Origin of the sequence: Halomonas dongshanensis, from assembly GCF_024790395.1 — a bacterium.
In the GTDB taxonomy this organism is placed as follows: Bacteria; Pseudomonadota; Gammaproteobacteria; order Pseudomonadales; family Halomonadaceae; genus Vreelandella; species Vreelandella dongshanensis.
This window is the reverse complement of record NZ_JAJISC010000001.1, coordinates 37,231-64,091: the sequence shown is the minus strand read 5'-3', so window position 1 is coordinate 64,091 and position 26,861 is coordinate 37,231. Positions and strand designations below refer to the sequence as shown.

25 protein-coding genes are annotated in these 26,861 nt (G+C 58.6%); 9 read left to right on the top strand and 16 right to left on the bottom strand.

Annotated elements, in window-relative coordinates; translation table 11 throughout:
• The first annotated feature begins 1 nt into the window (after window position 1).
• Window positions 2-1,339, top strand: a complete 1,338-nt coding sequence (locus LLY24_RS00305; RefSeq protein ID WP_259034274.1) for an MFS transporter — start codon at window positions 2-4, stop codon at window positions 1,337-1,339.
• Here the strand turns inward: LLY24_RS00305 and LLY24_RS00300 are convergent.
• Window positions 1,336-1,713 carry a winged helix-turn-helix transcriptional regulator gene (locus tag LLY24_RS00300; RefSeq protein WP_259034273.1) on the bottom strand — a complete coding sequence of 126 codons (378 nt, stop codon included), beginning with the start codon at window positions 1,711-1,713 and terminating at the stop codon, window positions 1,336-1,338. The two genes, LLY24_RS00305 and LLY24_RS00300, sit on opposite strands and share 4 nt — an antisense overlap.
• Before the next feature lie 189 nt (window positions 1,714-1,902).
• On the opposite strand from LLY24_RS00300, the gene LLY24_RS00295 reads away from it, so the two are divergent.
• From LLY24_RS00295 to LLY24_RS00280, 4 genes are all read left to right on the top strand, one after another.
• Window positions 1,903-2,514 (top strand): NAD(P)-dependent oxidoreductase, encoded by a 612-nt coding sequence (locus LLY24_RS00295; protein ID WP_259034272.1) that lies wholly within the window; start codon window positions 1,903-1,905, stop codon window positions 2,512-2,514.
• A 14-nt stretch (window positions 2,515-2,528) separates the two neighbouring features.
• The gene (locus tag LLY24_RS00290) at window positions 2,529-2,993 is read left to right on the top strand and encodes a nuclear transport factor 2 family protein (RefSeq protein ID WP_259034271.1); all 465 of its coding nucleotides are present in this window, start codon (window positions 2,529-2,531) and stop codon (window positions 2,991-2,993) included.
• A gap of 150 nt (window positions 2,994-3,143) precedes the next feature.
• The gene (locus LLY24_RS00285; RefSeq protein WP_259034270.1) at window positions 3,144-3,518 is read left to right on the top strand and encodes a hypothetical protein; all 375 of its coding nucleotides are present in this window, start codon (window positions 3,144-3,146) and stop codon (window positions 3,516-3,518) included.
• Window positions 3,515-3,715, top strand: coding sequence for a helix-turn-helix transcriptional regulator (locus LLY24_RS00280; protein ID WP_259034269.1), 201 nt, complete (start codon window positions 3,515-3,517; stop codon window positions 3,713-3,715). Before LLY24_RS00285 ends, LLY24_RS00280 begins: the two co-directional genes overlap by 4 nt.
• Before the next feature lie 408 nt (window positions 3,716-4,123).
• Here LLY24_RS00280 and LLY24_RS00275 read toward each other — a convergent pair whose 3' ends face one another.
• The 11 genes from LLY24_RS00275 to rpmH all read right to left on the bottom strand — a co-directional run bounded on the left by LLY24_RS00275 (window position 4,124) and on the right by rpmH (window position 15,164).
• A complete protein-coding gene (locus LLY24_RS00275; RefSeq protein WP_259034268.1) occupies window positions 4,124-4,642 on the bottom strand; it encodes a hypothetical protein in 519 nt (172 codons plus the stop codon).
• A 48-nt stretch (window positions 4,643-4,690) separates the two neighbouring features.
• The gene (locus LLY24_RS00270; RefSeq protein WP_259034267.1) at window positions 4,691-5,302 is read right to left on the bottom strand and encodes a hypothetical protein; all 612 of its coding nucleotides are present in this window, start codon (window positions 5,300-5,302) and stop codon (window positions 4,691-4,693) included.
• 516 nt (window positions 5,303-5,818) lie between these two features.
• Window positions 5,819-8,323, bottom strand: coding sequence for a DUF3987 domain-containing protein (locus LLY24_RS00265; protein ID WP_259034266.1), 2,505 nt, complete (start codon window positions 8,321-8,323; stop codon window positions 5,819-5,821).
• A complete protein-coding gene (locus tag LLY24_RS00260) occupies window positions 8,320-8,637 on the bottom strand; it encodes a helix-turn-helix domain-containing protein (protein ID WP_259034265.1) in 318 nt (105 codons plus the stop codon). The genes LLY24_RS00265 and LLY24_RS00260 overlap by 4 nt, the downstream gene beginning before the upstream one ends.
• Window positions 8,638-8,647: 10 nt before the next feature.
• The gene (locus LLY24_RS00255; RefSeq protein ID WP_259034264.1) at window positions 8,648-8,857 is read right to left on the bottom strand and encodes a helix-turn-helix transcriptional regulator; all 210 of its coding nucleotides are present in this window, start codon (window positions 8,855-8,857) and stop codon (window positions 8,648-8,650) included.
• Between the two features lie 103 nt (window positions 8,858-8,960).
• Window positions 8,961-9,590 (bottom strand): hypothetical protein, encoded by a 630-nt coding sequence (locus tag LLY24_RS00250; protein WP_259034263.1) that lies wholly within the window; start codon window positions 9,588-9,590, stop codon window positions 8,961-8,963.
• A 5-nt stretch (window positions 9,591-9,595) separates the two neighbouring features.
• A complete protein-coding gene (locus tag LLY24_RS00245) occupies window positions 9,596-10,918 on the bottom strand; it encodes a tyrosine-type recombinase/integrase (RefSeq protein ID WP_259034262.1) in 1,323 nt (440 codons plus the stop codon).
• 403 nt (window positions 10,919-11,321) lie between these two features.
• Window positions 11,322-12,692, bottom strand: a complete 1,371-nt coding sequence (gene mnmE / locus LLY24_RS00240; protein ID WP_259034261.1) for a tRNA uridine-5-carboxymethylaminomethyl(34) synthesis GTPase MnmE — start codon at window positions 12,690-12,692, stop codon at window positions 11,322-11,324.
• Window positions 12,693-12,814: 122 nt separating this feature from the next.
• A complete protein-coding gene (yidC, locus tag LLY24_RS00235; protein ID WP_259034260.1) occupies window positions 12,815-14,497 on the bottom strand; it encodes a membrane protein insertase YidC in 1,683 nt (560 codons plus the stop codon).
• A 150-nt stretch (window positions 14,498-14,647) separates the two neighbouring features.
• Window positions 14,648-15,016: a ribonuclease P protein component gene (gene rnpA, locus LLY24_RS00230; RefSeq protein ID WP_259034259.1), complete on the bottom strand. Its 369-nt coding sequence runs from the start codon at window positions 15,014-15,016 to the stop codon at window positions 14,648-14,650.
• A 13-nt stretch (window positions 15,017-15,029) separates the two neighbouring features.
• Window positions 15,030-15,164, bottom strand: coding sequence for a 50S ribosomal protein L34 (rpmH, locus tag LLY24_RS00225; RefSeq protein ID WP_023005112.1), 135 nt, complete (start codon window positions 15,162-15,164; stop codon window positions 15,030-15,032).
• A 533-nt stretch (window positions 15,165-15,697) separates the two neighbouring features.
• Between rpmH and dnaA the strand changes: the two genes are divergently transcribed.
• From dnaA to gyrB, 4 genes are all read left to right on the top strand, one after another.
• Window positions 15,698-17,149 carry a chromosomal replication initiator protein DnaA gene (gene dnaA, locus LLY24_RS00220; RefSeq protein WP_259034258.1) on the top strand — a complete coding sequence of 484 codons (1,452 nt, stop codon included), beginning with the start codon at window positions 15,698-15,700 and terminating at the stop codon, window positions 17,147-17,149.
• Window positions 17,150-17,222: 73 nt separating this feature from the next.
• Window positions 17,223-18,326 carry a DNA polymerase III subunit beta gene (dnaN, locus tag LLY24_RS00215; RefSeq protein ID WP_259034257.1) on the top strand — a complete coding sequence of 368 codons (1,104 nt, stop codon included), beginning with the start codon at window positions 17,223-17,225 and terminating at the stop codon, window positions 18,324-18,326.
• A 114-nt stretch (window positions 18,327-18,440) separates the two neighbouring features.
• On the top strand, window positions 18,441-19,544 hold the full coding sequence (gene recF / locus LLY24_RS00210) for a DNA replication/repair protein RecF (RefSeq protein ID WP_259034256.1): 1,104 nt from the start codon (window positions 18,441-18,443) through the stop codon (window positions 19,542-19,544).
• A gap of 38 nt (window positions 19,545-19,582) precedes the next feature.
• A complete protein-coding gene (gene gyrB, locus LLY24_RS00205; protein ID WP_259034255.1) occupies window positions 19,583-22,003 on the top strand; it encodes a DNA topoisomerase (ATP-hydrolyzing) subunit B in 2,421 nt (806 codons plus the stop codon).
• 107 nt (window positions 22,004-22,110) lie between these two features.
• Here the strand turns inward: gyrB and gmhB are convergent, their stop codons facing one another.
• The 4 genes from gmhB to glyQ form a co-directional block, all read right to left on the bottom strand.
• A complete protein-coding gene (gmhB, locus tag LLY24_RS00200; protein WP_259034254.1) occupies window positions 22,111-22,692 on the bottom strand; it encodes a D-glycero-beta-D-manno-heptose 1,7-bisphosphate 7-phosphatase in 582 nt (193 codons plus the stop codon).
• 9 nt (window positions 22,693-22,701) lie between these two features.
• Window positions 22,702-23,490 (bottom strand): BUD32 family EKC/KEOPS complex subunit, encoded by a 789-nt coding sequence (locus LLY24_RS00195; protein WP_259034253.1) that lies wholly within the window; start codon window positions 23,488-23,490, stop codon window positions 22,702-22,704.
• A 284-nt stretch (window positions 23,491-23,774) separates the two neighbouring features.
• Entirely contained in the window at window positions 23,775-25,838 is a 2,064-nt protein-coding gene (gene glyS, locus LLY24_RS00190) for a glycine--tRNA ligase subunit beta (RefSeq protein ID WP_259034252.1), read from the bottom strand.
• Window positions 25,838-26,797: a glycine--tRNA ligase subunit alpha gene (gene glyQ / locus LLY24_RS00185; RefSeq protein WP_259034251.1), complete on the bottom strand. Its 960-nt coding sequence runs from the start codon at window positions 26,795-26,797 to the stop codon at window positions 25,838-25,840. Before glyQ ends, glyS begins: the two co-directional genes overlap by 1 nt.
• Between the last annotated feature and the right edge of the window lie 64 nt (window positions 26,798-26,861).

Below are 26,861 nucleotides of genomic sequence, written 5' to 3'. Positions count from 1 at the left end.
GATGAGCACGCTGAGCCTTCGCGAACGGTTAGAGTCGAGCCCCATGTCGCCCTTTCAGTGGCTGGTGGTTTTATTGTGTCTGGTACTCAACGCAGTGGACGGGCTCGACGTGATGGCGATGGCGTTCACCGCTACCAGCGTCTCGGCCGAATGGTCGCTCAGCGGCGCCCAACTGGGGTTGCTGCTTAGCGCCGGCGTGGTGGGAATGGCGATAGGCTCGGTGTTCGTGGCACCACTGGCCGATCGCTTTGGCCGCCGCCCGTTGCTACTGGCGAGTTTGCTGGTCAGCGGCGTAGGCATGCTGCTTTCCTACTACAGTGCGGGGCCGATGACGCTTGGGGTGCTGCGTCTTATCACCGGGGTCGGAGTAGGCGTGATCCTGGTGGGGGCTAACGTCTTGACCAGCGAAAACGCCAACGCTCGTTGGCGTGGGCTCGCCATCGGCCTGCAGTCGGTGGGCTTTGCCCTGGGGGCAACGCTGGGTGGGCTTCTGGCCACCGAGCTCAACGAGACCTTGGGCTGGCGCTACGTGTTTCTCTATGGCGGCGTGATCACCTTGGTAGCGGGGGCCGCCTGTACTCTGCTGTTGCCGGAATCGCTCGACTTCTTGCTCTACAAACGCCCACGCCGCGCGCTTGCTCGGGTAAATACGCTTCTTTCCCGTATGGGCCAGGCGCCGCTCGAAGCGCTGCCCGACAATCGCGCGGAGATTGGCGATGCCCAAGGTTACTGGCAGTTGTTCGCGCCTGCCCAGTGGCGCACCACGCTACTCTTGGCGCTGGCCTTCTTTTTGGTGATGTTCTGCTTCTACTTCGTGATGAGCTGGACCCCTAAGCTGCTGGCCCAGAGCGGGCTTTCGGCAAGCCATGGCATAGCCGGGGGCATGCTGCTTTCCATTGGCGGTATGGTGGGGGCGCTGCTGATGGGTCTTTTTGCCAGTCGTGTGAGCGGCTATCGCCTGCTGTTCGCTTTTCTCTTGTTCACTGCGCTGTTGATGCTGGCCATGGTGCCCGCCACGGTGCTATTCGGTCTAGCACTTGCCGTGGGTTTTGGTATCGGCATGCTGCTCAACGGCGCCGTGGCGAGCCTCTACACCATCGCGCCTCAGAGCTACGCGGCGCGCCTGCGCACCAGCGGTGTAGGATTCGTGATCGGAGTCGGTCGGCTTGGTGCCATGGCATCGCCTGTAGTGGCGGGTATGCTGCTGGATGCCGAGTGGTCACCGCAAAGCCTCTACTGGCTCTATGCAGCGGTGCTCTTGCTGGCGCTGCTGACCGTGCAGGGGCTACAGCGTTTGCGCGGACGAGCGGCAGAAAATCCTGTGCCCAATGCTGCTTAGGCATTGCTTTCACTGCGTTGCTGATAGTCCAGACGCGACGCCAGAATGACGTGGTGATGCTCATCGGCCCAGTGAATTAGCTCACCCATGGGCACGAGAAACGAGTGGCCAAGGGGCGTAAGGGTGTACTCGACCCGTGGCGGCACTTCGGGGTAGAGCTTGCGCGCCACGAACCCATCCTGCTCCAGTAGCTTCAAGTTACGCGATAGCATCTGGCGTGAGATGTCATCGATTTCGCGGCGTAGTTCGTTGAAGCGCAGCGTTCCACCCGCCAGCGCTTCGATGATCAATAGACTCCACTGCCCGCCAATACGGTCGAGCACGTTACGAATCGGGCACTGTTCAAGGCAGGGAGCAGCGGTCTCGGCGGTCATGCGAAAGGCCTCGTCAGGTCAAAAGATGAAGGGGCGATAGGCAGTCAGATAGGTGGTCACATGGCTGTGACTTCTTGTGTGGGCGCACAAGGTACCATAGGATCACTCTTGTGGTCTAAAAAATAGACTTTTGACCAATAGGTACACATCAGTAGGTACACCCCCCAGTAGGTACACAGGAGAATTCTCATGGCTAACGTTGCTCTACTTGGCGCCTCGGGTAATGCGGGCGCACGTCTACTCAAGGAGTTGGTCGAACGCGGGCATCAGGTGACCGCTATTGCTCGTCAGCCCGAGCGCATCGAAGCGCTGGCCAACGTGCGTGCGGTAGCGGGAGATGCCAACGACGCGGCGGCGTTGGCCGAACTCTTCAAGGGCCACGACGCGGTAATCAGCGCGGTGCCTTTCACCGGTTCCGATGCCGCTACGCTGGTGAGCGCCGTTCGCGATGCCGGGGTACCACGCTACTTGGTGGTAGGCGGCGCAGGCAGTCTCGAGGTCGCACCCGGTGAGCGCGTCGTCGATCAGCCTGATTTTCCCCCAGAATACAAACCCGAAGCCACGGCGGGCGCTGTGTTCCTCGACTACCTACGGGGCATTACCCAACCCGAGTGGACCTTTCTCTCGCCCTCGGCCGTATTCGTTCCCGGCGAGCGCACCGGCACTTTCCGCCTGGGCAAGGACGCCCTCTTGGTCTCCGAAGAGGGTTCCAGCATCTCCTTTGAAGACTTCGCCGTGGCGATGGTCGATGAACTAGAGCGCCCTGCCCACCCCAACCAACGCTTCACCGTTGGCTACTAACCAGGCATTCGATAATGAAAACCGCTTTCTCACGTCCGCTCGCTCTTCTCGCCATGGCGCTTTTGCCCGTTGCCGCCCATGCCGAGGCACCTCGTGACCTCGACCAGGAAGAGGCCAACCGTCAGTTGGTCGTCGACTTCTACAACCAGTTCTTCAACGAGCACGAAGTCGATGTAAGCCCTGAGGTGATTGCCGAGGAGTACATCCAGCACAACCCCGACGTGCCGGATGGTAAAGAGCCCTTCGTCTCTTACTTTGCCGGGTATTTCGAAGAGAATCCCGACTACCGCAGCGAGATCGTGCGTAGCGCCACCGATGGCGACCTCGTGTGGCTACACGTCCACTCCACCAATGGAGAAGACGATCGCGGCCAGGCCGTCGTCGATATCTTCCGCGTCGAAGAGGGCATGATCGTCGAACACTGGGACGTCATCCAGGATGTACCCGAGCCCTCGGCCAATACCAACACTATGTTCTAATTCGCAAGAGTGAAATGAACGAGGGGCCGCAGCTAAACCGCTGCGGCCCTTTTTTTGTATGTAAAGCGTCTTTGTCTATGTAAAGCGTTCTTGACTAAATGCGGGCACCGCCTTAATGTAAAGTTTCCTTTCCATTAGAGTGATGCCATCATGACGCACAAGCGCTACGTCGTCCATTTCGCCCTCGCCATGGCCGCCTACGCCGTCACGGTGGCGTTGAGCACCTACTTGCAGGTGTCGCTCCCCATGGGAGCGCTGCGCACCCTGGCGGCGCTGCTTCCCGTCGTACCGATGATCACCATTGCCATCGTCGTCATTCGCCAAGTGAGAACACTGGACGAACTGGCGAGAAAGATTCAGTTGGAAGGGCTGGCGATAGCCTTCGTGGGCACCGCCTTGCTTTCGTTCAGCTACGGCTTTCTCGAAACCGCAGGCTTTCCACGGCTTTCGATGTTCGTCGTCTGGAGCGTAATGGCGCCGCTATGGGCTCTGGGAACGCTAATAGGGTGGAGGCGTTACCGGTGATCAATCAAATCCGCGAGCAGCGCAAGGCGCGGGGCCTATCCCAAGCCGCCCTTGCCGAGCGCCTGGACGTCTCCCGCCAAACGGTCAACGCCATCGAAACCGGCCGCTACGACCCTAGCCTCACCCTAGCCTTCAAGCTCGCCGACGTGTTCGAAACCTCTATCGAGGCGCTGTTTGAGCCGGAGAGGAAAGAGTAGAGAATCTGCTTATTTCCAATGCAGAAACTAGAAAAATGTCCGCAAGCCTTGCGGGTACTGGCTTCACGGATCGGTACGGCTCCAGAAGGGCACACATAAGGGCACACATTTAAGGCGCTGCGCAAGATCGAGCACTCAGTTTTAGGTCAACCACCATGCCTTTCTCCCATGTGGCTTGACTCGCACATGCTAAAAATCAGGGAGAACCTTGCCGCTGTTAGATTCTAGTAGCTGCCTCCCTCTGTAAGTCAAACACCTTTGGCGCTGCCTGTTACCCTTGCAAGCTTCTTATTCAGGCGTGCAAGTCGCTTTTCAAAATCGTTTGCCCACCCCTGAGTTCGCCCCTGCTCACAAATTGCAATAGCTTCTTCCAGCTTGCCTTGCTTCTCATATACGATCGCGAGCTGCTCATAGCCCGTGTGGCGAGGAAAGGTATGTAAATTTTTCAAGACAGACCGGCACGGCGTTTTCGGCTAAGGCAATTTGTTCTTTGCAAGCCATGATTGCGGCCTCTAAGGCTTCCTCAAGCTCATTTCTCCACCGATAGTAAAATTTTATTCTCTCATGGCAGTCAAAATGATAGCTTAATATATCAAGCTCGGAATGTGGGTACGTCTGCGCTTTATCCATGAATTTCAGCGCTACAGAGAACCCTTCCGGGTTGTTGAACCATAGAGCAATGCTAGACAGGAAGGTTCTAGGGTGCGCAATACTAATATTTCCATCCGTTAAGACCGACTTACCCTCAGGGTAATCTGGGAATGGATTATATTTTCCTATGATATACCCCCTCTCTTCATCTCCAAATTCCTCATACCACCAGTCCCAAAGATCAAACTGACCTAACACCCCTCCTTCGTTGGGACTTTTTTTCTGGGTAGATGTCTTTCCCGAACCACGAAAAAGTTGCTTAAGCCAATCTCTCATATCTTCGCCTCACAAGTCGCCCTCTCTGTAATAGGTTCCCAGCATTCATCACTCTAGCTTTTTTCGGGTTAAAGCCCCAGCGATCCGTGCCAGCGACTCTTCAAGTATGCCCAGGGCCTGCTCTTCAACAGCTGCCAGCTGTCCTATCCGTTTGGCAAATGTTTTCCGGTGCATTCCTTTGGGGCGCGCTATGTATTCCGCTGGGTAGTCGAACGGGCCAGCGTCACAGCCCAGCCTACGGCGTAACTCCCAAGCTTGCTCGATTGGCCGGTCACGTTTGCTTGATTGCTGGCTGGGGTAATTGAGGCGCAGACAGTGACGGCAGAGGAACACAGCGGCGCCGTACAGCTTCGCCACCCGGCTGTGGCAGGACGGGCAGCGAAACCAAGGCCGCTCCCCTCCAAGGTGGCAGGTCGTCCAGTCGATTATCACGGGATAGTCGTGTTGTACCGGATCGCACCCGTAACGCTGGCTGCGGTAGCGCAGGCGTATAGTGTACCGGTCTTCAATCTCAATGCCGATACTAGCCACCTTTTCTTCACGCCGCCACCAACTCCAATCGAAAGACTGACCGGGGGTTAAACATTTATCCCGCTTTAAGGAGCTGATATTCAGCGTACGGTAATCGTCGGTGCTGCCCTTCTCGCGTGCTCTGCTCATCGTGGGAACCTAAATCAATTGGTAAATAGGGGTTTTAATCTTCCTCAGTAGCTTTGCTTTTCTGGTGTCAGTCATGGTTGCTTGCCTCATATTTCATACACCACCGCCGGGCAGTGTCCCAAAGCCCGGCAGGGGCTTCCGGCTCGCCTAGGGTGCAGTGCCCCAAGTGAGGATGGTCGATCCGCTGGAAGTGCTTGCAGGCTCCACAGCTGGCCGTGTAATCCGGCTCAGGTGGGGGTGGTACTTCTTTTGCCTGCTCCAGACAATAAGCCCGCGCTTGCGCATCGCTCTGGCACCGCGCCAGCACATCCGCAATGGTTGCCGGGTCGGTTTCCTCGATATGCGCCAGCCATGCCCGGATGGCCGTTTCCTCTTCGGCCAATAGCTGGTTTGCTACGGCTACACTCGCTACAGTTGCTACAGTTCCGGCCTTTGCCCCCTTATGTGTAGCAGGTGTAGCAACTGTAGCTGTAGCAAGTGCCTGTCTTGGGCGTTTTCGGATCAGTGCGGATAACCTCATGCAGCCACCTCCAGCGATGCCGGGTTCACCGCCACGTCAATGCGCCGTCCGTCCTTCCGCAGTCGCAGCCGGTCAAGCTCTGCCAGCTCCATGATGGCGCTATCCAGTCGCGCCCCATCCCGAACCGGCCCATGCTGGCGCAGGTAACGCTTATTGACGGTTTCCACGCGCTCCCGCTGGCAATGCTCGATCAGCCAACTATCCAGCCGCGCCGCGTCTGCAATCTCTGGCGGTAGGGCCAGTTCACCAAAGAAGCGCCGCGCCTCGCTCAAGTGCCATGCCGTGATTCGGCTGGCGCTCTCGAAGCAATCCACACTGACAGCGCCCGTGCCGTGCTCAAACATCTGGAACAATGCCGCCAGTCGTGCCGCGTTATCCGCGCTCTTTGATGCCACGTCCCGCACATCATAGAGTTCACCACCGCTGGCAAGCTCCCGCTCGATAGCGTCGTGATACTCCACCCACGCCCGTTTTGCTTCAGGGGACAGCGATAGCATGGCCGGGGTCAGTGCGCCGTCATCGTCTATCGGTTCCGGTTGGCTCAGTATCGTCGCCAGCCGCTGATTAAAAGCCTCCAGGGCGGGCCAGTTTGCAGGGGCTTCGGTAAAGGGTCGGAAGCCTTGGGTTGACGCAGGCCACGCAACCAGAAAACGCGCCAGAAAGCCCGTACCACGCGCCAGCGCACCCGACTTGCTGAAAAACTCCCGCAGGGTCGGTTCCTGTACCTGCAAGGCCACCGTCAGCCGTGCGCCCTGTACCGTGAATGATTCACTGGTGCGCCGGTCAATGGTCAGGCTGGTGCCATCCCACAACTGGTTCAGCGTCGCCAGATTGCGCATGACGCTATCCTTGCCCATGCCATGGGAACCAAACACAATGCCCGCTTCAGCCGATACCACGCCGCCGGAAGGCCATTGCTTCGCCAGTCCATGCGCCAGCGCTTCGGGGGTGGCGTCCGCGTACATCAGCCGGGGGACTCTTGGCGGCTCTGGCTTGTCGTGCTCCAGTTCGCGCAATGCTGATTCCATGCCATCCGTGGGCTTGCTGTCTTTGGCAAGGTGGCGGATTTTGTCCTTGATGCCGGATCGCTTGGCTTCCCATGCCTCAATATCGGCCTTGTAACGCTTCAGAACCGGCTTGGCGGCTTCTGCCTGCTCTGCTTCATAGTCTCGAATGGCTTTGGTGAAAAAGCCGTCACAGGTGCTTTTGCGCTCGCCTGAATCGGCAATGGTCAGCAAGAACAGCCCGGTAGGCCCGTGCAGCTTTTCCGCTCGCTTCACGTCCGCATGGGCTTGAATCGCCAGCGACAGCGCCGCCAGTGCCGATGACGCCACCATGGGCAAGGGTGCCTTCACAAAGCCTGCCACCTCTTCCACCGCCGCCCGCACCGTGTCGGGCAATGCGTCCAAGGGGTAAGGCTCTGACGCAAGGCTGGCGGTCAAGGGCTGGGGTTCCGGCCATAGGCTGCCCGCAGCGCTGGCGCTCTGAATGGTGCGCTTCACCGCGTCCTTGCCGATGGTCACAGCCATATCGTTGAAGTCGGTCATGCTAGGGTCACGGTCAGCGCCAAATTCCGGCACCGCCAGTTTCCCGCCTACGGATTGCGCCGCCTCGATGGCATGGGGATCGGGCTTACCGTCTGCCTTCACCACATCAGCCAGGATCACCAGTTGCGCCGCCGGGTAGTGCTCTCGCATGGCTTTTGCCACCACCAGCATATTGCCCGACGAAAGCGCCGCAATGGCCGGGTGTCCGGTCGCCTCGCTGGCGGATAGAACGGTTGCCACCCCTTCGCCTATCAGCAGGGTCACACCTTGGCCGTTGCCGCCCGGTATGCGCTCCGTTGCCCAGTAGCCACCGGCCTTGGTGCCACGCCCTGCAAGCGCCGTCTTGCGTCCGTCACCGTCGATCAGCTCCAGGGTTGAAAGGCTGTCACCCTGTTTGACGGGCACCACCAGCAAGCGCCCAGACAGCAGCTCGCCGCCGGACTTCGGTTGATAGCCCAGAAGCGAAGCCGCTGCGCTGGCGTCAATTTCCCGCAGGGTGTCCGCTGGCGCTATCTGCTTGCGTACCAGATAGGGATGATCCGCTTGTGCGTGTGCCGCTGCCTTCAGGATCGCCGCCGCCTTGCTGGCCGCCTCTTGGCGTTCGTGCTGGATGGTTTCCTGCTCACGGGCTGCCCGCTCCGATGCCTTTCGCTGGCGCTCTGCGATCCCTTCCGGGGATGGACGCTGATAGGTGTTATCGTCCTGCCAGCCGCTGGCCTTCGCTTCATGGAACAGGGTGCCAATAGTCACGCCGCCGTCAGGCTTGATGCTTCGCCATACGTCCCGTGCATCGCCGTTCTTATAGGACTCCGCTTGCTGGCTCCAGTCGTCCCACAGGTCAAAGCCTGAATCACCCAGCTCTGACTTGATCGCCATGCCCATGCGCAGCCAGGTTTCCCGGTCATCCGCTGGAACAAAGTTAAGGGCAGCGCCGATACGGTCAAAACCATTCATGCCGCACCCCCTTTGCAGGACAGCAGCACATACAGCGCTTGCTTGTGTTCCTTGCCGGTCGCATCGGCTTCCCAATGCCAATGGGTGGCAATATCGTTGCCAGCGTCCCGCAGTTCCTGAACGCGCCCTGCCGGGTGCATGATGCCCAGCTCATTGCGGGCTTGAAGGGTGGTGATTTGCTGGTGCGCTTGCAGCCACTTCAACAAGGCTGCTCGCTGCACGGCTCTGGATTGGTGTTTGCGGGTTGCGGTAGAATTATCGGTGCCAGCCGAACAATCTTCCCGCCCCGTCACAGGGGCTTTTTCTTTTCTCATGGCTGCCCCCTCAAGCCTTGCGGCTATCATCAATACGGGCTTCAAGCCACGCATTAACTTCCGCCTCGATCCAACCAACAGACTTGGCACCAAGGCTAATGGGCGCAGGAAAAGTACCTGCTCGAACGTGCTGATAGATGGTGGATCGTGCCAGCCCGGTACGGGCTTCCACTTGCTTGCGCCGCAGGATGGTGGGCGCTGTTTGGGCTTGTGCAGTCATGCTCGTTACTCCTTAGCATTCGCCGGAACATACCGGCATGACTTGGCACGATAGGGATTTAGATTCTTTGTGTGACGTGGGCTTTTTTTGGTGGGGTGGCCTATTATTTCCCCCATAGCCCCGCAGGGTGGTCGCTAAGGTCTATTAGTTCTGGCTCAGGCGTTCTTATTCTTTCAAGCTCTTTGGCAACCTCTTGAATATCTCGGTGCAGCTCGTCGGCATTGATGTTTGCCACGTGTCCGCCTGCCGCTGTAAGCAGTACCTTAATGAAAACATGAAACTCACCCCCCGGCTCTTGCCCTGCGTTTTTTTGTCGACCGGGGATTACGTCAGTATTTTTTATCAGTTTCCACGCCACGATGATGGAAGCACAAAAGTACATCCTTGCGGGTTTCGGAAGCCCTCCTTGTGATGTTGAGCGTGTTGCTTGCATGTACTTTTTTAGTGCGTTCATTTCCCACAGAAGATTATTCAGTTCAGCTTTCATGCTCTCATTGCTATAACGGCTTTCCCGCAATGCGTGTGCATGTTTGAAGGCATCATCCACTTCTTTCAGATTGTTTTTGTGAAGTTCCTTTTCATACGTCTTGACGGTTATGTCACCATTGCGCATCGCGCTTTCCAATTGACCTATTTTCTGAACCAAGCTCACGGCGATATTTGAAATCGTTTCCTCAGTGACAGCGCCCGGTTCTGCTGTTTCTTTCAGCAAGCCAATAATTTTCTTTTCCATTGCTATCACCCCGCCTGATACGCTTTGCCAAAGCGCCCGATAATTACCTTGCGCCCTTCGTCAATCTGGCTATCCACAAAGTCAGCCCACCATTGCAGCATTTCCCGGCGCTGGTCAGCATATTGCGCTCGGTTGTAAACGCCTCGAATGCCCTTGGTTTCGTGGGCAAGCGCCTTCTCGATCCAGTCGGAATTGAAGCCCGCTTCATGCAGATGGGTTGATGCCGTGCGCCGGAAGTCGTGGATAACAAAATCCCGCACATCATGTTCCAGCGAACGCACAGCGCTGTTCAGGGTGGTTTTAGATATGGGCTTGCTCAGTGTGTTACGGCTGGGGAAAACCCATTCAGAACCACTTGAAAGCCCCTTCAATTCCTCCAGCATGGCAATGGCCTGCCGTGACAGCGGAACAAAGTGCGGATGATCCATCTTCATGCGCTCGCCGGGGATAAACCATTCCGCCTTAGCAAGGTCTATCTCTTCCCACCGGGCTTCGATCATTTCCGACTTGCGCACCATGCACAGGATTAACAGGTGCAGCGCCAGCTTGTGGGAACGGTTCATGCTGGATTGATAGATTGCCCTCAACAGCCTCCCGACTTCATCCGACGATAACGCAACATCGCGGCTTTTGGCTGTGGCAATGTACTTTGCTTCGATGGCTGCCGCCGGGTTGCTGGTCATCTTCTCCCGCGCAATGGCGTAGGAAAACAGCCGCTTCAGGATGTTGCGGGTTTGAAGTGCCATCTGGTCGGAACCACGATTCTTTATCTTGTCCGTGATTGCCAGAACATCCGTGACAGTCACTTCATCCAGCGCCTTACCGCCGATGGCGGGGATGATGTCCTTGTCCAGAACGCGCCTAATGTTGCGGGGGTTGCTGTTCGCTGGCTCTGCAACCTTCTGGAACCATTCCCGTGCGAAGGCTTCCACCGTGTTACTGGCCTTGGCTTCGACCTCTTGTTGCCGCGCCTTCTCGACAGTCGCCACGCACCAGTGACGGATAAAGAGTTCTGCCAGCTCCTTTGCCGCTGGGGTTGATTCATCCGGTATCGGATCACCACGCCGCAGCGCCATGGGGGACAGCCCACGCCCTATTAGCGCTTTGCAGTCATCGCGCCAGGATCGGGCATCAGCCAGGGAATAGGTGGGGTAGTCACCAAGGGTCACTTTCTCTTGCTTGGCGTTACGTCCGCCCATCCGGTAGCGCAGCTTCCATGACTTTCGCCCGCTGGGTTGCACCAGCAGGAACAACCCGCCCTCGTCCGATGCTTGATACGCCTTAGCATCAGGCTTCAGCTTCCGCAATTTGGCATCTGTTAGCGCCATGTCATGCCCTCATCTGTAGCAAAAGTAGCTGTAGCAAACCGCCCGGATGGGGTGGGGGAAGGCCGCATCTGGGGCACCCCTACCCTTGGCATTTTTGCGAAGGGCACACATCCGTATTAACCCTGTATTTCCAGTAGATTGCGCGTTATTTGCTGCCTTGCTTTGCCCCCATGTGTGCCCTGAATAGTCCCAGATTACCCCCTGGAAACGCTCTTATCAGTCGATATTGAAGGGCACACATCAGCCACAAAGGGCACACATTTTCTAGAGAAGGGCACACATCAGGGCACACATTGAAGCGGCTTCATGCGGAACATGATAGACAGCAGCAGACAAAAAAGCCAGCAATGACGCTGGCTTGAAGGGTTTTGGTGGAATATGGCGGAACGCTCAGGAAGGGTGTTTATTTTCCAATACAAAAACTCCCAAAAATTTCCCCTAGCAGGTCGTCGGCGCTGAATTCGCCGGTGATTTCGCCAAGCGCCTGCTGGGCGTCGCGTAGGTCTTCGGCGAGAAGTTCGCCGGCGCCGAAACCGTCGAGCTGAGTGCGCCCGGCATCGAGAGCGGTGAGGGCGCGGTCGAGAGCGTCCAGATGGCGGCGGCGGGCGGAGAAGCGGCCTTCGGTGGTGGCGTTGTAGCCCATGATCTCTTTGAGATGCGCTTTCAACTTATCCACACCCTGGCCGGTCTTGGCCGAGAGGCGCAGTGTCGGTGTGGCTGTGGATAGATCAAGACCCGCTGGCTCTTCGCTGGTGTCGATCTTGTTGCGCACCAGCGTGAGGCGGCTTTGCTCGGGTAGGCGCTCGACGAATTCGGGCCAGATCGCCATGGGATCAACCGCCTCGGTGGTGGCCGCATCGACCAGCAGAAGAACGCGGTCGGCCTTTTCTATCTCTTCCCAGGCGCGGGCAACGCCGATCTTCTCCACCGCATCCGGGGTATCGCGCAGGCCGGCGGTATCGATAATATGCAGCGGCATGCCGTCGATGTGGATGTATTCGCGCAGCACGTCGCGGGTGGTGCCGGCGATGTCGGTAACGATGGCGGTCTCTTGCTCGGTAAGCGCGTTGAGCAGGCTCGACTTGCCCGCATTGGGGCGCCCGGCGATCACCACGTTCATACCTTCACGCATCAGCGCGCCCTGGTTGGCGGCGGCGCGCACGTCCACCAGTGCGTGGCGCACCGCGTCGAGCATGGCGGCCACTTTGCCGTCGGCGAGAAAGTCGATCTCCTCCTCGGGAAAGTCGATGGCGGCTTCGACGTAGATACGCAGCTCGATCAGCTGAGTGACGAGCTCTGCCACGCGACGCGAGAACTCCCCTTGTAGTGAGCGCACGGCGTTCTCGGCGGCCGAGCGCGATGAGGCATCGATCAGATCGGCGATGGCCTCGGCCTGGGCAAGGTCGAGCTTGTCGTTCAAGAAGGCGCGCTCGGAGAACTCACCAGGGCGCGCCAGGCGCGCACCCAGCTGTACGCAGCGCTCGAGCAGCATGTCCATGATCACCGGGCCGCCGTGACCTTGAAGCTCCAGCACGTCTTCGCCGGTGAAGGAGTGAGGGGCAACGAAGCGCAGCGCGATGCCTTCGTCGAGAATACTCGCTGCGCCATGGAAGGGACCGTAGTGGGCTGCACGCGGCGCGGGGCAGTGGCCGAGGATGGCGGTGGCAATGGCGTCGCAGGCGGGGCCAGAGACGCGAATGATGCCTACACCACCGCGCCCGGGTGGGGTAGCCAACGCGGCGATGGTGTCCTGGGTATAGAGTCGTTCTGCCATGGGTCGTCTCGTCAAACGGTGGCGATATTGTGGGTGGCTAAGGGCTAAAACGCCAGACCCCCGCACGGGGCGGGGGTCTGAACGTTAGGCTTGGAACTCGCATCAATCTTGTAAGTGAAGACTTACTTCTTGGTGCGCATGCCCTTGCCAACGCTGGGGTCGTTCTCGATGCGCTTGGTGATGAAGTACTGCTGCGCCACCGAGATGATGTTGTTGACCACCCAGTAGATGACCAAACCGGCCGGGAACCACAGGAAGAAGAAGGTGAAGATGATCGGCAAGAAGCGCATGATCTTCGCCTGCATGGGGTCCGGCGGGGTCGGGTTGAGCATCTGCTGCACGTACATCGACACGCCCATGAGGATCGGCAGGATGAAGTAGGGATCCTTCATCGACAGATCCTGAATCCAGAACATGAACGGCGCGTGGCGCAGCTCCACCGATTCGAGCAGCATCCAGTAAAGGGCGATGAACACCGGCATCTGAACGACGATCGGCAAACAGCCGCCCAGCGGGTTGATCTTCTCTTTCTGGTAGAACTTCATCATCTCCTGAGACATCTTCTGACGATCGTCGCCATAGAGCTCCTTGAGACGCTGCATCTCCGGGCCGAGCTTGCGCATGCGCGCCATCGACTTGTAGGCCTTGGCGGAGAGCGGGAAGAGCGCGGCCTTGACCAGTACGGTCAGCAGCACGATCGACCAGCCCCAGTTGCCGATCAGGCTATGGATCTTGTCGAGTAGCCAGAACAGCGGGTTGGCGATGAACCACAGCCAGCCGTAGTCCACGGTCAGACGCAGGTTGGGGGCTACCTGTTCGAGATAGTCCTGCACCTTGGGGCCGACGTAGAGCGTCGCACCCAGGGTCGCTTCGCTATCGGCGTTCACGCTGGTGATCGGGCCAGCAAAGGCGGCCACGTTGCGGTTACGCGAATCGGTGGTGACGTAGTAAAGGTTTTGCTGATTCTGACGCGGCGCCCAGGCGGAGACGAAGTAGTGCTGGATGATCGCCATCCAACCGCCTTGGGCTTCGCGGTTTTCGAAGCCACCGTTTTGAATGTCTTCGAAACTAATCTTCTCGTAGCGCGTATCCGGCGAGGAGTAGGCCGCACCGATGTACGACTTCATACCCATGGAGACGCCGCTGGAGGGATCAGGGCTGTTGTCGCGGGCGAGTTGGCCGATGAAGCGAGCGCTGACGGGCTCGTCGGTGTTGTTGGCCAGGAAGTACTCGACGTCGATGGCGTAGCTGCCGCGCTCGAAGGACAAGCGCTTGATGATGTCGACACCGTTGATGCTGGCAGTCAAATCGACGCTCAGTGTGTCTTGGTCGTTGGCCAGACGATACTCGGTCTGCTCGGGGGTGAAGGCAATACGATTGGCTTGACCGTTGAGCTGAAGACCGGAGCGCGCCACGTAGCTGCGCACGTTATTGTCCGACAGCAGCACGTAGTTGCGCTCGCTATCGAGCGACTGTTTGTGCTGTGGCAGGGCGGCATAGACGATGTCGCCACCGTGGCTGTCGATGCGTACGTCGAGCACGTCGGTGGTGACCGCGATGGTGTTACCGCTTGTGCTCTCGTTTTCGCTGGGCGTCGGGATACCATCTTCGATGGCGTTGCGATTGCTGGTCGCTTCGGGCACGGCCAGCGCATCGTCGCTTTCGCTGGCAGACGAGGCAACGTTGCCGTTCTGGGTAACGTCAGGCGTGGTAACTACCTGACCGTAGTCCTGATTCCACTGAACCACCAACATATACGCAAGGATGGCGAGTGGAATCAGGAAAAGAAGTCGTTTTACGTCCATAAGGGTTCTGCCCGCTGGGTGATGAACATGCAGATGACGCGATGATTTGCTCGACCCAAGACACACGAAAGCCTGCCAAGCGGCAGGCCGAGGTCGAGCGGTAGGTATGTCGTCAAGGCGTGATACGCCATTGAGCGAGAACGTTGAACATCAGGTGGTCGCGGCACTAGCTTCACGAATGAGCCGTTTCCACAGGCCATGCAACTGCCGGTGTAGCGTTTCGTTGTCGAGCTCATGTACACCACGCCGTGCCATCACCACGATGTCGACACCGGGCAACTGCTCTTGACGAAGGCGAACGGACTCTCTGACGAGGCGCTTGAACCGATTGCGCTGTACGGCAAGCTTCACGTTCTTTTTGCTGACCACTAGACCAAGGCGGGGTTGCCCCTGCGTATTCCAGCGCGCGAGCGCCATCATACCCTTGCCGTGCACCTTGAGATCAGCCTGCTCAAATACGTAGCGATAGTCCCCGGCATTCAACAGACGTAGACACCGGGGAAAACCTTGATTCGGCACACGCAATCCGAAATCAGGCGCTCAGACGCTTGCGGCCCTTGGCGCGACGGCGAGCCAGTACGGCGCGGCCGTTCTTGGTTGCCATACGAGCACGGAAGCCATGTGTGCGCTTGCGCTTAAGAACGCTGGGTTGAAAAGTGCGTTTCATAACTCGTTATTCCCACGTGGTTTTAGGACGGAATGTCGATTCCAGAGACCCGACCGAGTGAGGAACTGGCCGGGGAGTGTCAATTCAAGAGCGGAAATTGTAGAGACTTCCTTTCGCCGGTGCAATTTTTCCTTGCATAAAAAAGCGTGCCAAGGCAGAGGGCATGCGGTTTTCCGCCGATTTTTACCCAGCTCACCGACGGCAGTAATTACTAATGTATTTCTTAAGATTGATGTAGTTATTGGCTCGCCATCTGGGTGTGGATAACTCAAGGCAATGCTTTTAATTCAATTTGTTGCTCAACGCATAACCAAGTGGAAAAGGGGCGAATAAACGGCCGTCAAGCTGTGGATACCTTGTGTATCAGTGTGGATAACTTGCGCGTTTTCGCTTTTATCACCGCACTATTAACGTTAAGTACCGGTGCCATCAAGAAACTTGTCCACAAGCCATTTTGGTGGCCAAACCCGTGTGGATAACCGACTTCAAGGGCGTTACACTATCCGGCCGTTTTCGATCGATGGTGAAGCTACGTGTCACTCGCGCTATGGCAGCAGTGTCTGGACTATCTGCAGGACGAATTGAGTTCTCAGCAGTTCAATACCTGGATACGCCCCTTGCAGGCAGAGGATGGCGATGCGAACGAGCTGCGTCTATTGGCGCCCAATCGCTTCGTACGCGACTGGGTGAGCGATAAATATGCCAAGCGAATCAGCGAGTTGATGCGTGAGCTATCACCTGCCAAGCCGCCCAAGGTAAGCTTGACCGTAGGCAGTCGCCGCCTGGCGACACCGCCGCCTCAGCCGCGCGATTTGGGCGCCCCGGTATCGGCCAACGATGCCCCTGCCGTGCATACGCCACCGCGAGGTGATATCGCCGACGAGCAGGAGATCGACCGCCTACGTGAAGAGAGTCCGCGTCGTGGTAACGAGCGTCAGGTTCAGGTCGAGGGTAGCCTCAAGCACTCGAGCGGCCTCAACCCGAGCTTTACCTTCGAAACCTTCGTCGAAGGTAAATCGAACCAGCTGGCCCGTGCGGCATCGCGACAGGTGTCGGAAAACCCCGGCGGCGCCTATAACCCGCTGTTTCTTTACGGCGGCGTTGGCTTGGGTAAGACCCACCTTATGCACGCCGTGGGAAACGCCCTGGCCGGGCGGCGGGAGAATGCGCGCGTGGTTTATCTGCACTCCGAGCGCTTCGTTGCCGATATGGTCAAGGCGCTGCAGCTCAATGCCATCAACGACTTCAAGCGCTTTTACCGCAGCGTCGATGCGCTACTCATCGATGACATCCAGTTCTTTGCTGGCAAGGAGCGCTCGCAAGAGGAGTTCTTCCATACCTTCAATGCGCTCTTGGAAGGCGGCCAGCAGATGATTTTGACCTCGGACCGCTACCCGAAGGAGATCAGCGGCGTCGAGGAGCGGCTCAAGTCGCGCTTTGGTTGGGGGCTGACCGTAGCCATCGAGCCACCCGAGCTCGAAACCCGCGTTGCCATTTTGATGAAGAAAGCCGATCAGTCGAAGGTGCATCTGCCCCACGATGCAGCCTTCTTCATTGCCCAGAAGATTCGCTCCAACGTGCGCGAGCTCGAAGGCGCGCTCAAGAAGGTGATCGCCGATTCGCACTTCATGGGCAAGCCAATTACCCAGGACTTCATTCGTGAGTCGCTCAAGGATCTTTTGGCCCTGCAGGACAAGCAGGTGGGCGTCGACAATATTCAGCGCACGGTAGCCGAGTACTATAAGATCAAGGTGGCGGATCTGCTCTCCAAACGCCGCTCGCGTTCGGTGGCGCGGCCGCGCCAGGTAGCCATGGCGCTGGCCAAGGAGTTGACCAACCACAGCCTGCCTGAGATTGGCGATGCCTTTGGTGGGCGCGATCACACGACGGTGCTCCATGCCTGTCGCAAAGTGAAAGCCCTTCAGGAAGAGAGCGCGGACATTCGTGAGGACTATAAGAACCTGATGCGGCTATTGACCAGCTAAGTCGGTGTCGCCGCTGCGCTTTTCGCGCTAACCTTCTTCTCTATCTTCCAGGACCAAGAAAGCCGGAGTCTGAATGAAATTTTCCATTTCCCGCGAGGCACTGCTGCGCCCATTGACCCTGGTGGCCGGTGTCGTCGAGCGTCGCCAAACGCTGCCCGTTCTCTCCAACGTATTGATCCAGGTGGAGGGCGATCAGGTCGCGCTGACCGGCACCGATCTCGAAGTCGAGTTGGTAGGGCGCACCGTAGCGAGCGTGGTCGAGGTTCCGGGCGCGGCAACGGTACCGGCGCGCAAGCTGATGGATATCTGCAAATCGCTGCCCGAGCAGTCGGATATTCAGCTCTCCGTCGAAGAGGGGCGGGCCGTACTGCGCAGCGGCCGTTCGCGCTTCACTCTCTCGACGCTGCCTGCAGCAGAGTTTCCTAATATTGAAGAAGGTGATGGAAGTCAAGAGCTTAGCGTTCCTCGCGGGACACTCAAGCAGCTCATCGAGACGACGTCCTTCGCCATGGCGCAGCAGGACGTACGCTATTACCTGAACGGCATGCTGCTGGAAATCCAGAGTAACCTGCTGCGCACCGTGGCGACCGACGGCCACCGCTTGGCGATGTGCTCGCGTCCGGTCGAGGTGGCGGTGACCCAAGGTCAGAAGCTGATCGTGCCGCGCAAGGGTATTCTCGAGCTCTCACGCCTGCTTGACGATAGCGACGAGCCGGTCAGCCTGACCTTGGGCGCTACCCACGTGCGGGCCCATACCGGCGACTTCACCTTCACCTCTAAGCTGATCGACGGCAAGTTCCCCGACTATGAGCGCGTCGTGCCGCGTAACGGCGATAAAGTGCTGATCGCCGAGCGTGCCGAGCTTCGCCAAGTCCTGTCGCGCACCGCCATCCTCTCCAATGAGAAGTACCGTGGCGTACGGCTTTACTTGGAGTCGGACAACCTCAAGGTCATGGCCAATAACCCCGAGCAGGAAGAGGCCGAAGAGAACGTCGGCATCGAGTATGGTGGCGCGTCGCTCGAGATCGGCTTCAACGTCGGTTATCTCATCGATGTGCTCTCGGTACTCAACCAGGACCGCGTGCAGATCACTTTGGCGGACGCCAACAGTAGTGCATTGCTCGAGGTGCCGGGTGGCGGTGACGCGCTCTATGTCGTCATGCCGATGCGACTCTAAGTCCGCAAGTCTCGGCGCTTGGCGCGACGGCGTTTCTGAGCCTTCAGAAGCGCCGTCTTCGTTTTGGGGTCGTGGGCAGTTTAACCGGTGGATCAACGTGAAAAGGCAGGCGCGATGAGCCTACAGCAGCTCAACTTCGACGGCTTACGCAACTTGGCGCCGCTCTCCTGGTCGCCTGGGGCGCGAATCAATCTCCTACATGGGGCCAACGGTAGCGGCAAAACTAGCGCCTTGGAGGGCATTCACGTGCTCGGCATGGGGCGTTCGTTTCGTACCCGTCAGCTCAAGAATGTGATCCAGTCCGAACTGCCTCATATGACCCTCTACGGCCGCTTGTCTGGTGAGCCGGGGGTAACCCTAGGGGTACGGCGATTTCGCGCCCAGCGCGAGCTGGAGCTGCGTCTCCAAGGGGATAAAGACGTTCGCTTAGCGTCGTTAGTCGAAACGCTTCCGCTACAGTTGATCAATCCCGATGCCTTTCGCTTGTTGGAGGGCTCACCCGCAGGACGTCGCGAGTTTCTCGACTGGGGAGTGTTTCACGTGAAACACTCCTTTCTGGACGCCTGGAAGCGCGCCAAGCGGGCGCTGAAACATCGGAATGCCCTGCTCAGGCATGGTAGAATAAGCGGCCAGGACTTAGCGCCCTGGGAACAGGAGCTGGCCAAATGGGGCACGCAAATGGATGCGTTGCGACGCGAGTGGTTCGACGCGTTTTTGCCCGTATTCGACGAGACGTTGAAGGGGCTGCTTCCGCTTCCTGGCTTGACGGTGCACTATGCTCGGGGCTGGGATAAAAAACGTGCGCTTGATGAGGTGCTCGAGGAGGCGCGCGTGAGTGACAAGCAGATGGGGTTTACCCAGCAAGGGCCGCAGCGGGCCGATCTGCGTATTCGATTCAACAAACTACCGGCCATCGAAGTTCTTTCCAGAGGCCAGCAGAAACTGGTGGTAAGCGCATTGAAGCTTGCCCAAGGCCGGTTTCTGGAAAGAAGTACTCAGCGCCACTGTGTCTATTTGGTCGATGATTTACCGGCAGAGCTCGATGGGCGTCATCGCCAGCGTTTCTGCCAGCTTCTCGAAGAGATGCAGTGCCAAGCATTTATTACCAGCGTCGAACCCAGTGCCTTGAAAGGTCACTGGCAGTCGACCACCCCCGTCGAGATGTTTCACGTGAAACAGGACGAATACGGGATAGGGCGGTTGCTGCCAGACGGGTAACACGACATGGAACGACAGACTTCACGACGGAGTGGTCAATGAGCGAGCAGGCTTACGATTCATCAAGCATCAAGGTGCTCAAAGGGCTGGACGCGGTACGCAAGCGTCCGGGCATGTACATCGGCGATACCGACGACGGTACCGGCCTGCATCACATGGTCTTCGAGCTGGTGGATAACTCCATCGACGAAGCGCTGGCTGGCCACTGCAGTGAGATTCGCGTTGTCATCCACCCCGACGAGTCGATTACGGTCAGCGATAACGGCCGTGGCATTCCTACCGAGCTGCACGAGGAGGAAGGCGTCTCCGCTGCCGAAGTCATCATGACGGTGCTTCACGCGGGGGGTAAGTTCGACGACAACTCCTACAAGGTATCAGGCGGTCTGCACGGCGTTGGCGTATCGGTAGTCAACGCTCTCTCTGAAGAGCTGCGCTTGACGATCTGGCGCCAAGGCGAGGTGTTCGAACAGCTTTACCGCCACGGCGTTCCCGAGGCGCCGCTGGGCGTCGTGGGCAAGACCGAAAAAAGCGGCACCAAGGTGCACTTTCGTCCGTCGCCCGACACGTTCGCCAATATCGAATTTCACTACGATATTCTCGCCAAGCGCCTGCGCGAACTCTCTTTCTTGAACTCGGGCGTGGCCATTCGCCTGATGGACGAGCGCAGCGGCAAAGAAGAGCTCTTCCACTACGAAGGTGGTCTTAAAGCCTTCGTCGACCACCTCAATACCAACAAGACCGTGCTCAACCCGGTCTTTCACTTCAACGCCACGCGCGAAGATGGCGTCGAAGTAGAGGTGGCGATGCAGTGGAGCGAAGCGTTCAACGAGAATATCTTCTGCTACACCAATAACATTCCCCAGCGCGACGGCGGCACTCACTTGGCCGGTTTTCGCGCCGCGCTCACGCGCACGCTCAACCACTACATCGAAGCCGAAGGGCTGCTGAAAAAAGCCAAGGTGAATACCTCGGGCGACGATGCGCGTGAAGGCTTGACGGCGATCATTTCGGTCAAGGTACCGGATCCCAAATTCTCCTCGCAAACCAAAGACAAGCTGGTTTCCAGCGAAGTCAAAACGGCGGTGGAGCAGGAGATGGGGCGCCTGTTCTCTGAGTATCTGATCGAGAAGCCCAACGAGGCGAAGGCGATCGTCAACAAGATGCTCGACGCCGCCCGTGCGCGCGAGGCCGCGCGTAAGGCACGCGACATGACGCGGCGTAAAGGCGCGCTGGATATCGCCGGGCTCCCCGGCAAGCTTGCCGACTGCCAGGAAAAAGATCCCAGCCAGTCCGAGCTCTATCTGGTGGAGGGCGACTCCGCTGGCGGTAGCGCTAAGCAGGGGCGTGATCGTCGCACTCAGGCGATCCTGCCGCTCAAGGGTAAAATCCTCAACGTCGAAAAAGCGCGCTTTGACAAAATGCTCTCCTCGGCGGAAGTAGGCACGCTGATCACCGCGCTAGGCTGCGGTATCGGTCGCGAAGAGTTCAACCCTGATAAGCTTCGCTACCACTCGATCATCATCATGACCGACGCCGATGTCGATGGTTCGCACATTCGTACGCTGCTGCTGACGTTCTTCTTCCGCCAGATGCCCGAGCTGATCGAGCGCGGCCACGTCTTCATTGCTCAGCCGCCGCTTTACAAAATCAAGCGCGGTAAGCAGGAACTCTACCTCAAAGACGAGCAGGCGATGGTCGACTACCTGACCACCACCGCGCTGGACGGCGCGCGTCTGCACGTCAATGCCGATGCGCCGGGGATCACCGAGTCGCAGCTGGAAACCCTGGTCAACCAGTATCGTCAGGTGCTCAAACGCATCGATCGCCTGGCCCGCGTTTATCCGCTCGAAGTGCTGCGCAAGATCGTTCACGCCTCCGCGCTACAGGGTGAGGCTAGCCTGAAAGATCGCGTTACCATGCAGAACTGGATCGACGAGCTACAAAAGGCCATGGACGACATGGTGGCCTACGAAGGCGGTCCGCGTTACCACTTCCATTTGGAAGAGGATCAAGAGCGCGCTCTCTTTCTGCCGACGGTATCCTTAGTCGCGCACGGCGTTACCACCGATTACGCCTGGGGGCTCGATTTCTTCGAAAGCGTCGACTATCGCGCTATGACTGCGCTGGGCGAGCAGCTCAGCGGTCTGCTCGAAGAGGGCGCCTTCATCGCGCGTGGCGAACGCCAGAAGCCGGTGCAGCATTTCTCCGAAGTGCTCGACTGGCTCATGCAGGAGGGCCAGCGTGGTCTTTCGGTACAGCGCTATAAAGGGCTGGGCGAAATGAACCCCGATCAGCTGTGGGAAACCACCATGGATCCGGATAGTCGCCGCATGCTACGCGTAACCATCGAAGATGCCGTTGCCGCCGATATGATGTTCAACACCCTGATGGGCGATGAAGTCGAGCCGCGTCGTGACTTCATCGAGAGCAACGCTTTGGTTGCCAACCTCGACGTCTAGTGTTTCACGTGAAACAGTAGTTAGCGAAAAAAGCGCCGCAGACTCAGGTCTACGGCGCTTTTTCTTGTGAAAAGATCAATAACCGGCTTACAAGAGTCCGATCTGTTTTATTCAACGGGCTCAATAAGCCACGTAGTAAAAGCGGCGAGGTCATCGAAGATCAGCGTATCATCGAGGCCGTATCCTTTGGCCTCGGTGGCAGCTCCCTTACCGGTTCTCACCAACGCCGTACGGCACGCTACCGCTTGGCCAGCCTGCAAGTCACGCAGGCTGTCACCAATCATCCAGCTGCCTGACAGGGCCTCAAACCCGAGGGCGTGTTGAACCTGGATCAGTAATCCCGGCAAAGGTTTACGGCAATTGCAGGCGTCATTCGGGCCATGAGGGCAGTAAGCAATGTGGCTGATCTGGCCGCCTTGCGCCGCAACCAGTGTCTGCAGGCGGTCGTGCATTTGAGCCAACACGGCTTCATCGAAGTAGCCACGCGCAATGCCCGACTGGTTGGTGGCAACGGCGACGGTATAGCCCGCTTGGCACAGGCGAGCGATGGCATCGATTGCGCTGGGGTAGGGGATCCATTCGTCGAGCGACTTGATATAGGCGTCGGAGTCTTGGTTGATCACGCCATCGCGATCGAGGATCACCAAGCGCTTGGGTGAAAGGGGAAGCGTGGGTGTCGAGGAAGACATGGCCGTGTGTCAGAGTCCGTGTTGAAGTATGACCAGCGCCTGAAGGGTATAAGCAATTTTGCGCCCATCGCTGCCAAAACGACGAAAGGGGATGCGCTTCAAGCGTAAGAGGTGGGGAAGGGTATCACGAAAGCGCTCGCGTACCGGTTGAGACGCCTGCTGTAACCCGGTGAGCAGCGCGGGAGCGAGGCGCTCGCCTTGGAGCGGACGCTTATGGAACTTGCCGTAGAGCGAAAAAATGAGGCAGTACCAGTCGCGTACCATACAGTCCACCGGGCTTAGTACGGTACCTGGGTCGGTTTCGAAATCGATGAATACGGTCTGCTCACCGGCCATAAGGATATTGCGCGCAAAGGCTTCGCTCAGATAGCAGCCCTGAGCATGAACCCGGTTGAGGGCGGTAATGCCTTGGGCAAGGGTGGCATCCACTTCGTCGGGCGTTTGGGAGCGTTCCAGCTTCTCTAAAAAAGTGACGGCAGGCTGCCCGTTATCCCCGGCATCGGCAAGCAGCAGCGCCTGAGGCTGCTGCGCCAGAATGGTGGGTACGGCGATACCCGCCTGCGCCAGTGTTTGGATGCGACTGGCTTCAGTAAGGATGCTCTTCTCCCCACCCAGGTTGGGGACCGGTTTGAAGGCGTCCACTTTTAGCCATTTTGCCAGCACGCTTAGCGGCAGATAGGAGAGGCGCGAGTTGCGCTTGGCGGCGCGCTTGAGCCACACCTTACGTCCTTCGACGACGTGCGGCGCCATGGTGTCCTGCTGCTTGGAGTAGGTGTCGAGTAAGAAGAGATCGTACATGGAAGATCCTTGGCAGCGTACTGCCCAAGAGTGCGTTTGCCCACGCCAAAGCGTCCCGGCGAGCGTGTGACACGGCAACGCCTGGGTTTGTTGCATAGGTTTATAGATGGATTTGATACACGGAGTTTATGCTTAACTTAATGCTTAGCTTTGTTTCATCTGTGTAAAGTTTAGTACTTCGGCGCCAATGTTTCACGTGAAACAAAAAGCCGGTGACCTAAGGCCACCGGCTCTGAGGAAAGGCTCACTGCCACAAAGAATGTGTGAGCCAGTCCTATGCCCGATCAGGGCAGCAACGAGATGTCTGCCACTTCGAGAAAGAGTGCGCGCAGGCTTGCCAATAGCGCCAAGCGGTTATTGCGCGTGGCATCGTCTTCGGCCATGACCATAACATCATCAAAGAAGTCATCGACGGGGCTACGTAGCTCGGCAAGCACATCCAGTGCACGTTGGTAATCGCCAGCGGCAAACAGCGGCGTCACCTGCTCGCGACGGGCACTAACGGCATCGAAGAGGGCCTTTTCAGCCGGTTCGACCAGAAGGCTAGTATCGACCTGGGTAGAGCCGTCGTGAGCTTGCTTGTCGAGCAGGTTGGATACCCGCTTATTGGCGGCCGCTAGGGCGCTGGCTTCGTCACGCTGGGCAAAGGCCTTCACCGCGCGTAGACGGCGCGCGAAGTCGAGCGGGGCAGTGACGGGGCGGGCACGCACGGCAAGATACATCTCGGCACTGATGCCCTCGTCCTGGCCCCAAGCGCGGAAGCGGTCGAGCATGTAGGTGAGCACGTCGTCGACCAAACCATCGGCTTTGGGCAAATCGCGGTGCTGTTCGGCGGCCACGCTGAGTAGCTCCCGCAGATCAAGCGCCAGCTCGCCTTTAATCAGGATATTGAGTACGCCGATGGCGGCACGGCGCAGGGCGAAGGGATCCTTGGCGCCCGTGGGGCGCTGGCCGATACCGAAAATACCCACCAGAGTATCGAGGCGGTCAGCCAGAGCGAGCGCTTGGCCGGTCGGCGTTTGCGGTGTCTCGTCCGTGGCAAAGCGCGGCAGATACTGCTCTTCGAGCGCCTGGGCGACGTCGGCGGGCTCGCCGTCTTGGATAGCGTAGTAGCGACCCATGATGCCCTGCAGCTCGGGAAATTCGAGCACCATCTCGCTGACAAGGTCGCACTTGGCAAGCGCCACAGCGCGTTGGGCGTGAGCCGCATCGCCGCCAATATGCTGAGCGATATGCGTAGCGATCACCGTGCTGCGGCGGGCTTTATCCGACAAGGTGCCGAGCTGCTGTTGAAACACCACGCTTTCGAGCTGAGGAATACGTGCGGCAAGAGGCTGCTTACGATCGGTGTCGTAAAAGAAGGCTGCGTCCGCCAAGCGTGGGCGGATGACCTTCTCGTTGCCCTCGATGACCTGCTGCGGCTCGAGGCTATCGATGTTGGCGACGGTAACGAACAGCGGCTTGAGCTTGCCCTTGCCGTCGAGCAGGTGGAAGTACTTTTGGTTGGCCTTCATGGAGGAGATCAAACACTCCGCAGGCACCTCCAAGAAGCGTTCGTCGAAGCTGCCGGTTAGCGCCACGGGCCACTCGACCAGACCGTTAACCTCGGTCAAAAGCGCTTCATCGATGACCGCTTCGGCGTCGACGAGCTCGGCTTCGGCGAGCACCTGCTCGCGAATGCGCGCGCGACGACGTTCGCGGTCGACGATGACGTAGGCGTTCTCCAACGCATCGACGTAACTATCGGCATGGTCGAGCTGTAGCGCTTCAGGAGCATGGAAGCGGTGGCCGAAGGTAGTACGGCTCGCTTCGAGCCCCAGGGCCTGCATGGCGACCACATTGCTGCCATAGAGCGCGACCAGCCAGTGCACCGGGCGCGAAAACTCTACGCGTGAGGCGCCCCAGCGCATGTTCTTGGGTACCGGCAGGTTGGCAAGCGTTTTACTCACTATCGCAGGTAGCAGTGCCTGAACGCTTTCACCGGGCTGCTGCTCGCGGTAGCCAAGCCAAGTGCCTTTGTCGGTTTCAAGATGAATCAGCTCATCCACCGTCACGCCGCAGGAGCGGGCGAAGCCTTCGGCGGCTTTGGTGGCTACGCCATCCTTGAAGGCGGCTGCCAAGGCTGGACCACGGCGCTCGAGGTCGCGGTCAGGCTGCTTATCGGCGAGTTCGGTGACGCGTACCGCCAAGCGGCGTGGCGTGGCGAAGGCGATGACGCTGGCAAAGGGCACCTCGGCCTCGCGCAGGCCTTTCTCGATACCGTCGGCGAAGGCATCGGCGAGGCTATCCAGCGCCTTGGGCGGTAGCTCTTCGGCGCCCAGTTCGAGCAGCAGTGTATCAACGGCCATCATGCATCTCCCTGATCGGCTAAGAGTTCACGGCGTAGCGCTTCGGGGGCCAGGGGGAAACCGGCAGCCTTGCGCGAGGCGTAGTAGGCGTGGGCCACGTCGCGGGCCAGGGTGCGCACGCGCAGGATGAAGCGCTGACGCTCGGTCACCGAGATGGCGTGGCGCGCATCGAGCAGGTTGAAGGTGTGCGACGCCTTGAGCACCTGCTCGTAGGCGGGCAGCGGAAGCTCAGCGGCAAGCAGCTTGGCGCACTCCTGCTCCTGATGGTCGAAAGCCTTGAAGAGCTGCTCGACATCGGCGTGCTCGAAGTTGTAGGCGGACTGCTCGCGTTCGTTTTGCAGGTAGACGTCGCCGTAACTCACTTTGCTGCCATCGGGGGCTACGGCCCATACCAGGTCGTAGACGCTATCGACGTTTTGCAGGTACATGGCGATACGCTCGAGCCCGTAGGTCAGCTCGCCGGTCACCGGGTAGCACTCGATGCCGCCAGCCTGCTGGAAGTAGGTGAACTGGGTCACCTCCATGCCGTTGAGCCAGATTTCCCACCCCAGCCCCCAGGCGCCGAGCGTGGGCGATTCCCAGTTGTCTTCGACGAAGCGGATGTCGTGCACCAGCGGGTCGAGGCCCAAGCGCTTGAGCGAGCCCAGATACAGCTCCTGGAAATGGCTCGGGGAGGGCTTCATCACTACCTGAAACTGGTAGTAGTGCTGCAGGCGGTTGGGGTTCTCGCCGTAGCGGCCATCGGTCGGGCGCCGTGATGGTTGTACATAGGCGGCGTTCCAGGTTTCCGGGCCGATCGAGCGCAAAAACGTAGCGGGATGAAAGGTCCCTGCGCCGACCTCCATGTCCAGCGGCTGGAGTACAACGCAGCCCTGCTCCGCCCAGTACTGCTGCAGGGCAAGGATCAAGCCTTGAAAGGTCGACACATCGGGTGTCGACGGGTTTGTCGAGTCACTCATCGCGGAAAGCACCGTTGACCATGAATTCATGAGGCGTCAAGTATACAATCCCAGGCAGATGGGT

Excerpts from the sequence above, each read along its gene's own strand:
- LLY24_RS00305 (WP_259034274.1), top strand. The coding sequence starts at position 2 with ATGAGCACGCTGAGCCTTCGCGAACGGTTAGAGTCGAGCCCCATGTCG.
- LLY24_RS00300 (WP_259034273.1), bottom strand. The coding sequence starts at position 1,713 with ATGACCGCCGAGACCGCTGCTCCCTGCCTTGAACAGTGCCCGATTCGT.
- LLY24_RS00295 (WP_259034272.1), top strand. The coding sequence starts at position 1,903 with ATGGCTAACGTTGCTCTACTTGGCGCCTCGGGTAATGCGGGCGCACGT.
- LLY24_RS00290 (WP_259034271.1), top strand. The coding sequence starts at position 2,529 with ATGAAAACCGCTTTCTCACGTCCGCTCGCTCTTCTCGCCATGGCGCTT.
- LLY24_RS00285 (WP_259034270.1), top strand. The coding sequence starts at position 3,144 with ATGACGCACAAGCGCTACGTCGTCCATTTCGCCCTCGCCATGGCCGCC.
- LLY24_RS00275 (WP_259034268.1), bottom strand. The coding sequence starts at position 4,642 with ATGAGAGATTGGCTTAAGCAACTTTTTCGTGGTTCGGGAAAGACATCT.
- LLY24_RS00270 (WP_259034267.1), bottom strand. The coding sequence starts at position 5,302 with ATGAGCAGAGCACGCGAGAAGGGCAGCACCGACGATTACCGTACGCTG.
- LLY24_RS00265 (WP_259034266.1), bottom strand. The coding sequence starts at position 8,323 with ATGAATGGTTTTGACCGTATCGGCGCTGCCCTTAACTTTGTTCCAGCG.
- LLY24_RS00260 (WP_259034265.1), bottom strand. The coding sequence starts at position 8,637 with ATGAGAAAAGAAAAAGCCCCTGTGACGGGGCGGGAAGATTGTTCGGCT.
- LLY24_RS00255 (WP_259034264.1), bottom strand. The coding sequence starts at position 8,857 with ATGACTGCACAAGCCCAAACAGCGCCCACCATCCTGCGGCGCAAGCAA.
- LLY24_RS00250 (WP_259034263.1), bottom strand. The coding sequence starts at position 9,590 with ATGGAAAAGAAAATTATTGGCTTGCTGAAAGAAACAGCAGAACCGGGC.
- LLY24_RS00245 (WP_259034262.1), bottom strand. The coding sequence starts at position 10,918 with ATGGCGCTAACAGATGCCAAATTGCGGAAGCTGAAGCCTGATGCTAAG.
- mnmE (WP_259034261.1), bottom strand. The coding sequence starts at position 12,692 with ATGGCAGAACGACTCTATACCCAGGACACCATCGCCGCGTTGGCTACC.
- yidC (WP_259034260.1), bottom strand. The coding sequence starts at position 14,497 with ATGGACGTAAAACGACTTCTTTTCCTGATTCCACTCGCCATCCTTGCG.
- rpmH (WP_023005112.1), bottom strand. The coding sequence starts at position 15,164 with ATGAAACGCACTTTTCAACCCAGCGTTCTTAAGCGCAAGCGCACACAT.
- dnaN (WP_259034257.1), top strand. The coding sequence starts at position 17,223 with ATGAAATTTTCCATTTCCCGCGAGGCACTGCTGCGCCCATTGACCCTG.
- recF (WP_259034256.1), top strand. The coding sequence starts at position 18,441 with ATGAGCCTACAGCAGCTCAACTTCGACGGCTTACGCAACTTGGCGCCG.
- gyrB (WP_259034255.1), top strand. The coding sequence starts at position 19,583 with ATGAGCGAGCAGGCTTACGATTCATCAAGCATCAAGGTGCTCAAAGGG.
- gmhB (WP_259034254.1), bottom strand. The coding sequence starts at position 22,692 with ATGTCTTCCTCGACACCCACGCTTCCCCTTTCACCCAAGCGCTTGGTG.
- LLY24_RS00195 (WP_259034253.1), bottom strand. The coding sequence starts at position 23,490 with ATGTACGATCTCTTCTTACTCGACACCTACTCCAAGCAGCAGGACACC.
- glyS (WP_259034252.1), bottom strand. The coding sequence starts at position 25,838 with ATGGCCGTTGATACACTGCTGCTCGAACTGGGCGCCGAAGAGCTACCG.
- glyQ (WP_259034251.1), bottom strand. The coding sequence starts at position 26,797 with ATGAGTGACTCGACAAACCCGTCGACACCCGATGTGTCGACCTTTCAA.